The 13,673-nt window shown below is 70.1% G+C and carries 11 protein-coding genes; 8 read left to right on the top strand and 3 right to left on the bottom strand.

What is annotated here, in order from left to right; all coding sequences use genetic code 11:
* The first annotated feature begins 78 nt into the window (after positions 1-78).
* The 6 genes from OO70_RS42985 (at position 79) to OO70_RS42960 (ending at position 7,654) form a co-directional block, all read left to right on the top strand.
* Entirely contained in the window at positions 79-366 is a 288-nt protein-coding gene (locus OO70_RS42985) for a hypothetical protein (protein WP_051742153.1), read from the top strand.
* Between the two features lie 13 nt (positions 367-379).
* Positions 380-1,135: a hypothetical protein gene (locus tag OO70_RS42980; protein WP_063749779.1), complete on the top strand. Its 756-nt coding sequence runs from the start codon at positions 380-382 to the stop codon at positions 1,133-1,135.
* Position 1,136: 1 nt separating this feature from the next.
* On the top strand, positions 1,137-2,369 hold the full coding sequence (locus OO70_RS42975) for a hypothetical protein (protein ID WP_043684513.1): 1,233 nt from the start codon (positions 1,137-1,139) through the stop codon (positions 2,367-2,369).
* 166 nt (positions 2,370-2,535) lie between these two features.
* Entirely contained in the window at positions 2,536-4,029 is a 1,494-nt protein-coding gene (locus OO70_RS42970) for an SCO6880 family protein (RefSeq protein WP_043684510.1), read from the top strand.
* Positions 4,026-5,843, top strand: coding sequence for a P-loop NTPase family protein (locus OO70_RS42965; RefSeq protein ID WP_051742151.1), 1,818 nt, complete (start codon positions 4,026-4,028; stop codon positions 5,841-5,843). The genes OO70_RS42970 and OO70_RS42965 overlap by 4 nt, the downstream gene beginning before the upstream one ends.
* On the top strand, positions 5,840-7,654 hold the full coding sequence (locus OO70_RS42960) for a type IV secretory system conjugative DNA transfer family protein (RefSeq protein ID WP_051742149.1): 1,815 nt from the start codon (positions 5,840-5,842) through the stop codon (positions 7,652-7,654). Before OO70_RS42965 ends, OO70_RS42960 begins: the two co-directional genes overlap by 4 nt.
* Here the strand turns inward: OO70_RS42960 and OO70_RS42955 are convergent.
* Positions 7,551-8,789 (bottom strand): DUF418 domain-containing protein, encoded by a 1,239-nt coding sequence (locus OO70_RS42955; RefSeq protein ID WP_043684636.1) that lies wholly within the window; start codon positions 8,787-8,789, stop codon positions 7,551-7,553. The two genes, OO70_RS42960 and OO70_RS42955, sit on opposite strands and share 104 nt — an antisense overlap.
* Positions 8,786-9,178: a hypothetical protein gene (locus OO70_RS42950; protein WP_043684507.1), complete on the bottom strand. Its 393-nt coding sequence runs from the start codon at positions 9,176-9,178 to the stop codon at positions 8,786-8,788. The genes OO70_RS42955 and OO70_RS42950 overlap by 4 nt, the downstream gene beginning before the upstream one ends.
* Before the next feature lie 155 nt (positions 9,179-9,333).
* On the opposite strand from OO70_RS42950, the gene OO70_RS42945 reads away from it, so the two are divergent.
* A complete protein-coding gene (locus OO70_RS42945) occupies positions 9,334-10,368 on the top strand; it encodes a C40 family peptidase (protein WP_043684503.1) in 1,035 nt (344 codons plus the stop codon).
* A 78-nt stretch (positions 10,369-10,446) separates the two neighbouring features.
* Here the strand turns inward: OO70_RS42945 and OO70_RS42940 are convergent, their stop codons facing one another.
* Complete coding sequence (locus OO70_RS42940; RefSeq protein ID WP_078651778.1) at positions 10,447-10,932, bottom strand: DUF4913 domain-containing protein; 486 nt, start codon at positions 10,930-10,932, stop codon at positions 10,447-10,449.
* Positions 10,933-11,194: 262 nt separating this feature from the next.
* Between OO70_RS42940 and OO70_RS42935 the strand changes: the two genes are divergently transcribed.
* Entirely contained in the window at positions 11,195-12,955 is a 1,761-nt protein-coding gene (locus OO70_RS42935) for a hypothetical protein (protein ID WP_158711594.1), read from the top strand.
* The last annotated feature ends 718 nt before the right edge of the window (positions 12,956-13,673 follow it).

The following is a 13,673-nucleotide window of genomic DNA, read 5'->3' as shown; positions in this document are numbered from 1 at the left end:
CCAACAGACCTTTCAGCACTGCCGGTTCACCCTCTCGCCCACCGCTCAGGCAGGGCGCCGACTCCTCGGAGAATCCTCATGTCCGCACTGCTCTACGAAGCCTCCAACATCCTCGCCGCCACCGTTCCCCAGCCGAAGAGCGGTGCCCCCACCGAACTGACCGACAAGGTCAACCTCGTCCTCGGCATCCTCGCCTGGGCCGGCACCGCGGCCGGTGTCTGCGGTGTGCTGGTGACCGGCGCGATGATGGCCATCTCCGTCAAGCGGGGTGAGAGTTCGGAGCACATGAGCCGCCTCGGCATGGTGCTCGGCGGCTGTGTCCTGGTGGCCACGGCCGGCCCGCTCGTCCAGTTCGTCTTCAACTAGAGGGCGCGGGACAGTGGGTATCTTCAAGCGCGGGGAACGGCCGTCCGAGGAGTCCGGGCCGTACTGGAAGCAGCGCAGTTGGCAGGTATCGGCGGGGTTCCTCGCGCTGGTCGTCGTCCTGGGCGTGATCACCACGCTGACGTCCGGCTCGAGCACAGCCGACCGTGCCAAGGCGCCGGCGTCCAAAGGCCCGCTGTCCGGCACCGTCACCAAGAAGGACGGCCGTCCCGGCGGCTGCCGTACCGACGACAGCGCGGGCGACGCGATCCCCACGTCCGTGCCGAAGGACATCAGCTGGCACACACTCGGCATCGGGCGTGTGCCGGTCTCCGCCTCGGCGGGGCCGACCAGGATGCAGGGCGCCGTGTGGTGGTGCTTCGCGCACACCCCCATGGGCGCCGCGCTGGCCGCCACCGACATCCCCACCCAGATGAGCGGATCCCAGTGGCGCACCGTCACCGACCAGCAGGTGGTCGCCGGGAAGGAACGCGAACTGTTCGTGTTCCAGCGCACCACGGTGCCGGACACGGACAGTTCGAACGGCGCCACGACCACCTCGTCGTACACGGGGTTCCGGGTGACCTCGTACACCAGCAAGGCGGCGACCGTCGGGCTGTTGATCAAGAACGACCAAGGCTATGCCAAGACCACCGTCTACGTGCGCTGGAGCGGTGGCGACTGGAAGATCCAGCCCGACGGCAGCGGCGGACTGTACTCGCAGTTGGCCTCCGAGCAGAGCGCCGTCGGCTACACACTCTGGGGGGTTTGACGTGGCGGCCTGTAGCGACGGGAATCCGCTCGCGGACGCGATCACCGGGTTCTTCAGCTTTCTCGGCGACCCCGTCGGGACGGTCATCGATCTGATCGCGAAGACCATCCTCGCCGCCGCGATCGCGGTGTTCGCGGCGCTGGCCGAGAGCGTTCCGACCCTGGACGACACGACCACCTCGCACGACCTCAGCAACAAGACATCGTGGATCGTGGTCTATCTGGCCGTCGGTTCACTGCTGTTCGCGGCCGGCAGGATGGCGATCGAGCGCAGGGGCACCGCGGGCGTCACCGCGCTCAAGGGCATCATGCGCGTCGTCCTCGTCTCGGGCGCCGCCACCACCATCTGCCTGGCCGCCGCGAAGGTCGCGGACGACTACTCCACCTATCTGTTCAACAACTCCGTGCAGAAGGCGCTGGTCAACATCGGCGCTTGCGGCGACATCAGCAACATCCAGTCCTTCCTGCTGCTGATCCTCGCCTTCCTGCTGCTGCTCGCGGGGATCCTGCACACGATCCTGATGTACATCCGGCTCGGCGTCATGATGATCATGCTCGGTACCCTTCCGATGGCCGCCGCGGCCTCGATGACGGACTGGGGCGCCGGCTGGTGGCGCAAGCACATCGGCTGGATGATCGCCTGGCTGCTCTACAAGCCCGCGGTCGCCCTCGTGCTGAACGCCGGTATGGCGATGATCACCGAGGGCCAGAACAGCAAGACGGGCGCCGACGTCAACACCCGCATCGCCGGTATCGGCGTGATGCTGCTGTCCGCCATCGCGCTCCCCGCGTTGCTGAAGCTCGTCGTGCCCGCCGCCGCCGCCATGGGCACGGGCAACCCGATGGCCTCCATGGGGCAGGCGGGCAGCCAGCTGGCAAGCGGTGCCGTGCAGGTCGGCGCCATGAGCGGTGGGTCCGGCGGTGGCGGCGGCGGACAGAAGGGCCCGAGCGGAGCGAGTGGCACCGGCGGTGCGTCCGGGGGCGGCGGTGCGGACGGCGCTTCCGGCGGCGGCGGCGCGGACGGCGCTTCCGGCTCGGGCGGTCCGAGCGGTGCGAGCAAGGGCGGCGACGGTGCCGGCAAGGCCGCGGGCGGTGCGGGCAAGGAAGCCGCAGCGGCCATGGGCGGCCCCGCCGGTATGGCGATCCTCGCGGCCGTGGCCGCGACCCAGGTCGCCAGTTCGACCGTCTCCGGCGCCGTCGAGGGTGCCGACGGAGAACTCGGCAACAACAAGTGAGCCCGGGGGAGTCCACGACACCCAGGCCGTACGCCCGTACCTCCTCCTGGCGTCGTCTCCCCTGACGAACGGCCGCCGGGCTCCCCTCCCCCGGGAGTCCGGCGGTCTCTCCCCGCCTCTCGACTCGCGTCGTCACCCCATCACTTCACGAAAGGAATCCGCCCACATGTCCACGGAAGCCGTCTCCCATCCGACCTACGGGAACTGGCGCAGGCCGAGGCGCGCGGGGCTCGGACCGCTCGGACTCGTCGGCACCTTCGTGATCTTCGGCGGCCTCGTCGCCACCCTGCTGGCGTCGCTGATCTCGCTGTACGCCGCGCTCGTCGTGTTCGTGCCCGTCGTCCTGTTCCTCATCCCGCTCACCATCCGCACCCAGGACGGACGTAACGTCTACCAGCTGTTCGCCCTGCGCGTCGGCTGGTGGCGCAGGAAGGCCGCGGGCGCGCACCTCTACGTCTCGGGCCCGCTGTCCGCGCGTCCCGGCGGCCGGTTCCGCCCGCCGGGCCTGCTCAACAAGGTCACCGCGAGCGAGGGCCGCGACGCCTACGACCGCCCCTTCGGGATCCTGCACCACCCGCAGCGCGACCTGTACACGATCGTCCTGGGCTGTGACCCCGACGGTGGTTCGCTCATCGACCCGGACCAGGTCGACGTCTGGGTCGCGCTGTGGGGCGAGTGGCTGGCCCGGCTCTCCCACGAACCCGGTCTCAAGGGCGCCACCGTGATCGTGGAGACCGCTCCCGACCCCGGCACCCGGCTCGCCCACGAGGTGCTGCCCCGCATCCACCCCAACGCGCCGGCCGCCGCCCGCGCCGTGATGGAGGAGGTCGTCGAGCGCTACCCGAGCGCCTCCTCCGAGATGCACACCTACGTCACCCTCACCTACGGCAACCCGGCGGGCCAGAAGCGCAGGAAGGAGGACGTGATGACCGAACTGGCCATCCGCATCCCCGGCCTGCTCAGCGGGCTCGTCGCGGCCGGCGGCGGTGCCGCCTACCCGCTGTCGGCCGAGCGGATCGCCGAGGTCGTCCGGGTCGCCTACGACCCCGCCGTCGCCGCCGACGTCCTCAACGCCCGTGCCCTGGAAGGCGGAACGGGCCTGGAGTGGGACGACGCCGGTCCCGCCGTAGCCGTGGAGACGGTGAACGCCTACCAGCACGACTCGGGTGTCTCCCGCACCTGGATGCTGACGCTGGCACCCCGTGGCACCGTCCGCTCCTCGGTGCTGCGCGGCATGCTGGAGGCGGCCCCCGGCACCCGGCGCAAGCGGGTCGCCCTGGTCTACCGGGCCATCGACCCCGCCACCTCGGCCCGCATCGTCGAGGCCGACCGGCGCAGCGCGCAGTTCATGGCGACGTCCGGCAAGGGCATGGTGCAGGCACGCGCGGCCTCCGGGGTACGGGCGGCCGAACAGACCGCGAACGAGGAGGCGGCCGGCGCCGGCCTCGTCGAGTTCTCGCTGATGCTGACGGTCACCGTCGACACCCTGCAGGAACTCGCCGACGCCAGCGTCACCGTACGCAACCTGACCGCGGCGTCCCGGGTGCTGATGCGCCCCGCCGACCGGATGCAGGCAGCCGCGTTCAGCTGCACCCTGCCCGCCGGAATCCTTCCGTGGGAACAGACCCTCGTCCCGCACGAACTGCAGGAGGCGCTGTGAGCCGCCGTAGCGAAGAGAAGCTGGCCGAGCGAGCGGACCTGATGGCCGAGGAGCAGGCGCTCCGGGACCTGGCAGAAGGCGGGTCGGGACTGGTCGGCCTGGACGGATCCGGCGCCGAGGCCACCGCGAAGAAGTCCGTGAAGGCGAAGGCCAAGGCCAAGGCCAAGTCCGACGCCAGGCGCGGAGGCAAGGAGAAGGCCCCGGTCAAGCCCCGGGAGCTGTACATCCCGGCCCGCGGCTGGCAGGGCCCCGGCGGTGGCCGCGTCGGCTACATGGACCCGCCCACCATGTGGCGCGCCACCACCGTGCAGGCCTGCGGCATGTGGCCGTTCGCTGCCGGTTCGGGCTCGCCCATGACCGGAGTGCCGCTCGGACAGCACCTGTTCACCGGCGCCACGGTCTGCGGCGACCCGCTGAACTGGTTCACCCGGGCCCGCTACATCTCCAACCCCTCGCTCTTCATGCTCGGCATGCCGGGCCTGGGCAAGTCCACCCTCATCAACCGGATGCTGATCGGGCTCGCCGCGACCGGTGTCGTCCCGCTGGTCCTCGGAGACCTCAAGCCCGACTACGCCGACACCGTCCGTGCGCTGGGCGGCCAGGTCATCTCCATCGGCCGCGGCCGGGGCGGCATCAACGTCCTCGACCCGGGCGCCATGGGCGAGGCCGCCGCGAAGGTCGGCGGCGAGGCCGGCGAGGTCCTCAAGGCCGAGGCCCACGGCCGGGTCCTGAACATGGTCGCCGCCCTCATCACCATCGTGCGCGGCCGGCCCATGGACGACCACGAGCAGTCCGTGCTCTCCGCCGTCCTGCACCACCTGCGCGAACGCACTCTTCCCGGCCGTACGGTGCTGCTGCCGGACGTGCTCCGAGTCCTCACCGAGGGCCCCGACCGGGTCCGCGCGGTCACCCTCGACCGTGGCGACGACACCCGCTACCGGGACGCCGTCGACCCGCTGCACCGCTCCCTGCTCGGCATCCTCGACGGCCCGCTCGGCGACACCTTCGCCTCCGAGACGTCCACCCGGATCGACGCGAACGCGCCCGCGGTGTGCATCGACATCTCCGGTATCGGCGAGGCCGACACCCAGCTCACCGCCGCCGCGATGCTCGCCGCCTGGTCCGACGGGCTGGGCACGGTGGCCGCCTCGCACGCCCTCGCGGACGCCGGACTCGCGCCCCGACGCTGGTTCTTCACCGTCCTCGACGAGCTGTGGCGCCCGCTGCGCGCCGCCTCCGGCATCGTCGACCGCATCGACGCCCTCACCCGCCTCAACCGCTCCCTCGGCCTCGGCGACGCCAAGATCACCCACACCCTCAAGGACGCCGAGGCCCTCGGCACCGACGCCGACCGCGCCAAGGCGCGCGGCTTCGTCGAGCGGGCCGGGATGGTGGTGTGCGCCGGACTGCCGAAGACCGAGATGGAGGACCTCGGCAAGGTGGTCGGACTCTCCCGGCGCGAGATCGAACTCGTGTCGTCCTGGTCCTCGCCGCCCGGCTGGGGCGTACGGGGCGAGGACGAGGAGCCTCCGGGCCGGGGCCGCTTCCTCATCAAGGTCGGTGGCCGCCCCGGCATCCCGATCAAGGTCGCCATCACCGACGCGGAACGCGACCTGCACAACACCAACACCCGCTGGACGACCAACGAGGCGGCCATCGAGCGGGCCGCCACCCGCGCCGCCCAGGAGGTCGCACGGCTCTCCCAGGAAGGGCCGCTGCCACGGGCCTTCCCGGGCGACCCGACCCCCCTCGCGCTCTCCGGCGACCCGGGCTTCCCCGCGGCAGAGGCGTCGGCCGAGGGGTGGACCGCATGAGTGGACCGCGCAGCAGCGACCTGGGCGACCAGATGCAGTGGGCCATCGCCGCGCTGGCCGCCTTCGGCATCTTCGCGTTCACCATCGTCTGGGCCGGCGGCACCTTCGGCGCCGGCCTCTCCGGCTACGGCTGGGACGCCCCGCCGTTCGCCATGTCCACCGTCTCCACCCTGATCTCCGAGGGACCGACCGCGCTGTGGCCGGGTGCCCCGGCCGCCGTGCTCTACGCGGGCATGTTCGGCGTGCTGGCGCTCATCGCGGTGCCCACCGCCCTCGCCGTCAACTTCTTCATGGACCGCGGCAAAGCGCCCAAGGGGCTGGCCGGACGACGTGAACTCGCCGCCATGTGCCCCAAGGGCATCGAGGCCCGCGCCCGCGAACTGCGTCCCACGCTCAAGGGCCGTGAGGAGGTCCACCCCGACGAGACCGGCAACCTCCTCGGCGACCTCGACCCCAAGGGCCCCGAACTGCGCAGCAGTTACGAGGACGTGGAGCTCGACCTGATGGCGCCCCGTGCCGGCAAGTCCACCGGCATCGCCGTCCCCCGGGTGCTGCGCGCCCAGGGCGCCGTCCTGCTGACCTCCAACAAGTCCGACGTGTACGCCGTCACCCGCGCCCAGCGCGAAAAGGCGGGCACGGTATGGACGTTCGACCCGCAGGGCATCGCCCACGCCCCGCGCGCCATGTGGTGGAACATCCTCGGCGAGTGCCACACCATCGAGGGCGCCCGCCGGATGGCCGGTCACTTCGTGGCGTCCGTCAACGACGACACCGCGAAGAAGGACTTCTGGATCTCGGCCGCCCAGAACACCCTGACCGCACTGTTCCTGGCCGCCGCCCGCGGCCGGGCCCCGCTGACCGAGCTCCTGGCCTGGCTCGCCGACCCCGCCGACCGCACCCCGATCGACCTGCTCCGCGAGGTCGGACTCGTCGCGATGGCCGAGCAGTTGCAGGGCACGGTGCGCGGCGCGGTGGAGACCCGGGACGGCATCTACGAGACCGCCCGGCAGACCGCCTCCTGCCTCCTCGACCCCGAGATCCTCGCGTGGGTCACTCCCGACCCCGGACTCCCGGAGTTCCGCCCGAACGAACACGTCCTGGGCACCGACACCCTCTACCTCCTGTCCAAGGACGGCGGTGGTTCGGCGGCCGGTGTCATCGCGGGTCTCGCCGACGCGACGATGCGGGCGGGTGTCGTGGCCGCCGAGCGGATGGGCGGCCGGCTCGACCCGCCGCTGACCGCGGTCCTCGACGAGGCGGCCAACGTGTGCCGCATCTCCGATCTCCCCGACCTGTACTCGCACTTCGGCTCGCGCGGCATCAACGTCGTGACCCTGCTGCAGAGTTACCGCCAGGGCGCCCGCGTGTGGGGGGAGGTCGGGATGGACGCGCTGTGGAGCGCGGCGACCATCAAACTCCTCGGCGCGGGCCTGGACGACGCCGACTTCGTGCAGAAGATCTCCACCCTGGTCGGCCAGCACGACGTGAAGACCCCGAGCATCTCCCGCAGCAAGGACGGCACTTCACGCTCGTACTCCTACCGCCAGGAGTCCGTCCTGCCGCCCGACAGGATCCGCGCCCTGCCCAAGGGCACCGCCCTGCTCCTCGCCACCGGCGTCAAGCCTGCCCTGATCCGGCTGCGCCCCTGGTACAAGGAGCCCGGCGCCGATGTCATCTCGGCGGCGGCGAAGGCGGAGACCGCGGCGATCACGGAACGCGCAGCGGCTCGTCTGCTGCCGGGCCTGGGTCTGCCCCAGGAGAAGGACAACGTCGTGGAGATGGACGACTACCGGGGCGCCGCCACAGCGTGACGGTCCGCAGCACCAGCTCGGCCGGCGCGTACCGCACCCGCCCCATCAGCCATACGCCGAGGGCGAGTTGGGCGCCGTACAGCACCAGACACCCGGCGAGGACGACGGCGGTGCCGACCCGGTCGTAGAGACCGAAGCCGTAACCGGTGAAGACGAGCGCGAGGACCAGCGACTGGGAGAGGTACTGAGTGAGGGCCATGCGCCCGGCGGCGGCCAGCACACGGGCCGCCGCCGGGCGCACGCCCGTCAGCAGCAGGAGCAGACCGCAGGCGTACGACGCCGTGAGTGCGGGCGCGGTCAGCAGTGACACCGCGTGTCCGACCAGGAACCAGCGGCTGTCCAGCGGCCCGTTCGCACAGCACGCGGTGACCACACCACCGGCCAGACCGACCGGCAGCCACCGTACGACGACACCCTTGAGCCACTTCCGGTCCCGGCCGCGCCGCTCCACCAGCCCCGCCTTGGCCGCCGCGAGGCCGGCCAGGAACGCGGCCAGCATGTCGGGGGCGTACAGCACGTTCGCGCCCATGGTCGACGGCAGTTCACGCAGATGCGCCCCGACCACCGAGAGGAAGCCGCCGCGGTAGGCGGCCACGGAGCGCGCGACCTCGGGGGCGTACTGCGCCGGGGTGACCGGCTGGGTGAAGGCGACGGTCAACAGCCCGTACCCGAGCAGCAGCACGGCCAGGCCCGCCACCAGACAGACCGCGACCCGCAGGGCGGCCCGGGGACCCAGCCCGCGCAGGCCGTACAGGACCAGTCCCAGGACGGCGTACGTCATCAGGATGTCCCCGGTGTAGAGCAGCACCGCGTGCAGGAGCCCGAGGCCGAACAGCCCTGCCGTACGCCGGAGATGGCGCCCGGCGGACCCGCCGCCCGGCTGTCCGGCGGAGCGCTCCTGGAGGACGAAGCTGTAGCCGAAGAGGAACGAGAACAGCTGATAGAGGGTGGTGGTCGCGGTCACCGCCCAGGCGGCGGCCCGGTCGACGCCGGAGGCGTGCGGTCCACCGCCGAACGCGGTGTAAGGACCCGCCATCAGCTGGGAGTTGACGAGCAGGATGCCCAACAGGGCGAACCCGCGCAGCACATCGACGTCCCGGACCCGCCCGGGACCGACCGTCTCGCGACCGCTCACCGCGTCACCCGGGTCCCGCACACGAAGGCCACGGTCGACGTCAGGAACCACCCGAACGCCGGCGACAGCAGATACCGCGGGGTCCAGAGCCGGGCCGCAGTGGGCCGGTTGCGCGGGTAGCACACGGGCACCGTCCCGCCGACCGGCGGCAGTCCGCGCAGCGGCCCGTACGCCCCCGTATCGACGACGACGGGCCGCCCCAGGTGGTCGGTGAACATCACGATCCCGGTCCGCCGCCGGTCGCCCGCGATACGCGGGATCACGGTGCCCGTCACGAGCACTCCGCGCACCCACAGCCGTGCCACCGTCACCAACTGCCGTACGGCGAGAAGGAGAAACCCGATACCCGCCCCCGTGCAGAGGGCGAGCAGCAGCAACTTGGCGTCCATACGGTCCCCTTCACCGGCCGTCATACCTCTTCGCGCACAACGTCTGCCGCGCGCCACGGGTTCACGCCGTCACATCCTCACTGAACCGCCGTGCGGGTGGCGCCCGTTGTGCGTACGCATCCTCACCGACGCGTACGAAGGGAGCTTCGGCCCAGATGAGACGGCCCCTGCGCACACACGGCTACCGGGCGGCGGCAGCCGTCGTCCTGGCCTGCGCTCTGACGGCGGCGAGCCAACAGGGCGCCCAGGCCGACCCCCAGACCCTCACCGAGGTACAGGCCAAGCTCCAGAGCCTGTACCACGACGCGGAGGTCGCGACGGACAAGTACAACGCCGCCGACGGAAAGGTGACCGCACAGAGTAAACGTGTCAGCGCGCTCAACGCCCAGATCCGCACGACCGAGGCGAAACTGACTCGCCTCACGACACTCGCCGGGGCGGCGGCCCGGGCCCAGTACCGCGGCGGCGGCGTGCCCGCCGAGTTGCAGTTCGCCCTGGCCAGCGACCCCGGGCGGGCCCTGGACAACGCGGGGTTGGCCCTCCAGGCCCAGCAGAACACGCAGAACCTGCTGACGGACCTGACGGCGACGAAGTCGGCCCTGCGCACCCGCACGGACGATGCGTCGGCCGAACTGGAGCGGTTGCGGACGAGCCGCCGGGCGATGGCGACGCAGCGCAGGACGATCGAGCAGCACATCGCCGAGGCGAAGGCGTTGGAGTCCTCGTTGGCGGCGAAGGAGCGTGCCCGCCTCGCCGCTCTGGAGAAGAAGACCGCCGACAAGGCCCAGGCGAAGTGGGAGAGCACGGGCATCCTCAAGAAGGTCGGCACCGACGCGACCTCCGCAGGCCAGAAGGCCATCGCCTACGCCACCCGTCAACTCGGCAAGCCCTACGTCTGGGGCGCCGAGGGCCCCGACTCCTTCGACTGCTCCGGCCTCACGAGCCAGGCGTGGCTGGCAGCGGGCGTCGCGATCCCCCGCACGTCGGAAATGCAGTGGGCCCGGCTGAAGCACGTCCCGATCGACGAGATGCGCCCCGGGGATCTGATCATCTACTTCTCCGACGCCAGTCACGTGGCGATCTACATCGGGGGCGGGGACATCATCTCGGCGCCTCGGCCGGGGCGGGTGGTGTATGTGTCGCCGGCGGCGTCCATGCAGATCTTGGGGGTGGTGCGGCCGGACGCGTGAGACCGGCGGCGACCTGACCGCGACGAGGGGCGGACCGTTGTGGTCCACCCCTCGTTCTGCGGGCCCTTGGCGGTTCCGTCAGGTCCGGGCCGCCTGCGATTCAGGCCGTGGTCCGAACGGGTCGACGACATCGACGGGGGGAGCCTCCTTCTTGCGGTGAGAGCCGGGCTTGCAGCCGGCGAACGGCCCTGCCGGGTCCCGGAGGTTCAGCATGACCGGATTCAGGTAGTCCCGGTGCCAGCTCGCGGGCCCGCTCATGCCGGAATCGGAGCCGGTGTCGCTCAGTTCCCCCCAGGCGAGCCACAGTGCGTGCAACTGGGCCACCGCTTCCGGGTGGTCCCACCAGCGGGAACACCACGGGGCCATGGAGGTGACCTCCCGGCCGTAGACCGGCAGCAGCACGTGGTGCACCCACAGGGTCAGCCGCCGCAGCGTCTGGGCGTATTCAGGCCCCTCCAAGTAGAGGATGAACTTCGGGATGGAGGGGGCGGGCGCCGGGGTTCCGGCGGAGGGTTCCGGGGGCGCTTCGGTCTCTTGCGCGGCGCCAGGTGTCCGGACCGACATGGCGCTCCTTTCTGCTGTGCGGTGAGGATTGCCCGGCAGCGGGCCGAGGCGGCCGGGGAGCCTCACGCCGAGGTCTCGTCAGACACCAACGCATGCGTGCGGCAAGGGGTTCACCGGTCGCGGGAGCGAGTTGAACCGCTCCGGCGCTCTGTCCGTTGAGCCTCCGAGACCGTCCAAGCGGCAGAACAAGATCAGTCGGTACTGCGGTTCCATGGCACGGCGGGCACAGATCGCTCGCCACTCCGACGAGGAGGACCTCACGATGGCAGGTTTCAACCGCGAAGAGTTCGATGCCGATGAAGAAGCCACCAGGCTAGAACTGAGTAAATACGGCCTACACAAGGACAGGGCGTTCATGGCAGCCTTCGACGGCTACATGAACAGGCTCGCCGACAACGGGAGGTGGCTCAACGAAGGGCACGCCGTCGATAACGACTCGTGGGCGGGTGACGCGGCGGAAAAACTGATCGCCCAGTTCGATCGCTATGAGTCGTTTCACGTCCCGGCCAAATGGTGGCGAGACGTGTACAGGAAAAACAAGCGCGACAAGAATTTCGACCTTCGAGCCACGGTCGTAAATAAAGGAAGGGGTCTTGAGGGGGAGACGAGGGCCGGGAAATATCTGTGGAGCAAGTCGGAAGCATATTATCCCGCGAAGCAGGCGGCACTCGCGGGGGATATGATCCTGGAGACGTCAAACCCTGGAAGGTTGTTTAACGGCAGGGGCTACGGGTTCGAGCGATGGTCGGACGCTCCGGTACAAGCCCGGCTCTGGGAGAAAATGTCCGGAAACTATGTGGACGGTGCGGAAGGTCCGGTCACTGCTCTGATGCTCGGCGGCCGGGTGGCGGGCAGCGTGTTGACGAAGTACGAGTGGCCCCACCTGAAGAAGCTGATCAAGGAGGGCAAGGTTCCCCACATGCACGTCAAGCTGTTGGGGATCCGGGGTGATTCGAACGACTCTGCCACGTGGTCGCTGACGACCAGGGAGAGCTTCAACGTTACGACACAGGCGTCGTTCGACCGAATCCCCTCCCCGGACGAGGATTTCCCCGCGAAGCAGAACCGGTGGCGTAACCGGGAGATCGCCCGGCACGCCCTGGATGATTCGTCCAGTTCTCCGAGCAGTTCCGGGGAGAGCTCCTCGTCCAACCACTCCCTTGAGAACTTCCACAAGGTGTTCGATGATCCCAACGCGGTTGTCCGCATAGTGGACCCATACGCCCCGTTCGCGGAAAGCCCTGAGCAACTCTCCAGGTCCACATCCGGCGGCGCCCCGCTGTACAGCACCGAGGGACAGTCAGGGCGTGAACTCACCCGAATCAATGTGCTGAACGAGCTGGCAGCTCTGGCGCAGGGCGAGCAGTCGCTGAAGCAGAAAATTGCGAACATGGAGGCGGCGCAGCAGCGGCGAGCGAGCGAGTCGGCGTCGCCACCCGTGCCCACGCAGTACTACGCGCACGCGTTGACCGATGGCATGGCCACCATGTCGCCTTTCGGTGCTTCCCGCGATGGCTATTCTCCGCAGGCCGTTTCTCCCCGCAGCGAGTATTTCCCGGCCTCAGCATCTTCCTACCAGCCGCAGGGGCAGTACACGGTGCCGGATCCTCGGTACACCGCCGAATCGGATCACTATTCCGATCAGCAGTATCCCCGTGGCCGGGAATCCGCCGATCCCCGGGAGGTGGTCTACGACTACGGAGAAGCGCCGGTGTACCCCGAGCACGTCGCCAGCGAGTACAACGACCCCCGGTCCCGAGTCCCGAGTACCACCTCCGGTTCTTCGGGCGGCGTTCCGTTGGAGGGGAGGACTCCCAGTCCGCCCGAGCAGCAGGTACACGGCTCCTCGTCGGACTCCGGTTCCGCGGGCGGCGTTCCGCTGGCGGAGGAGTGGTCCCCCGGTCCGTCCGAGCGCGAGCAGCAACGCAGTCGTGAGAGCAAGAGCAGGAGCAAGAAGCCGAAGGAGCCTTCCTCCGCGTTGAAGTATTTTGCGGGGAAGGTGCCGGGCGGGCGCCCCCGCTGACTCCCTCCTCCAGGGCGGGTGACATCCGTACGGTTCACGAAGAGCGGGGCGACGGGACCAGAAGGTTCGTTCCTGTCGCCCCGCTCTTCGTGTCGGTCCTGGCGCCCTGTCATCGCCGGCCTGTTCAGCCCCTCCATGCCCAGCTCGGCTGCTTTGCTGACGCCCAGGTTGTCGGGCTGTACGAGGGCGACCTTCTCGCCCTGGAGATGCGTCAGGTCTCTCGGGTCGTTCGTGCTCTCCGTGCGCCACGCCCCTGGTTGTCCTTGCTCAGGCTCCTCGTCTGCTCGGTGTTCGCGGTTGCCCCAGACATGCCACGGCCTTTTCGAAGATGTCGAACAGCCAAAACGTCGGGCAGGAGGGCCACGGCGAGCGGCTCGGGCTTTGAACCCCGGGCGGGCGCGCGCCGTTGTGTCTCGAACATGGAGGCGGCCCAGGCCGTCCGACACGAGGGACACCGGCATGACGTACGAGGTCGACGTACCCGGCGGACTCGACAGCGATGGTCGGTCCCGCCAAGTGGCACCGCGACCACCTGGTACCGGTGATGGACGGCCTGCGTGGCCCGATGGGTCCTTCGCCGGCTGCAAGCCCGGATCCCATCGTCCGAAAGAGATTCCGTCCGTCGACGACATGGACCCCTTCGGAGTACGGCAGTCTGCCGGACCGCCACCACCGCCCGCCCGGGCCTGACGGAGCCGCCTCCGCTCGCAAGCGGTGG

The sequence above is a fragment of the Streptomyces xylophagus genome, from assembly GCF_000716435.1.
GTDB lineage: Bacteria > Actinomycetota > Actinomycetes > Streptomycetales > Streptomycetaceae > Streptomyces > Streptomyces xylophagus.
The sequence above is the reverse complement of the archived record's forward strand: the minus strand, read 5'-3'. Positions and strand labels throughout refer to the sequence as shown.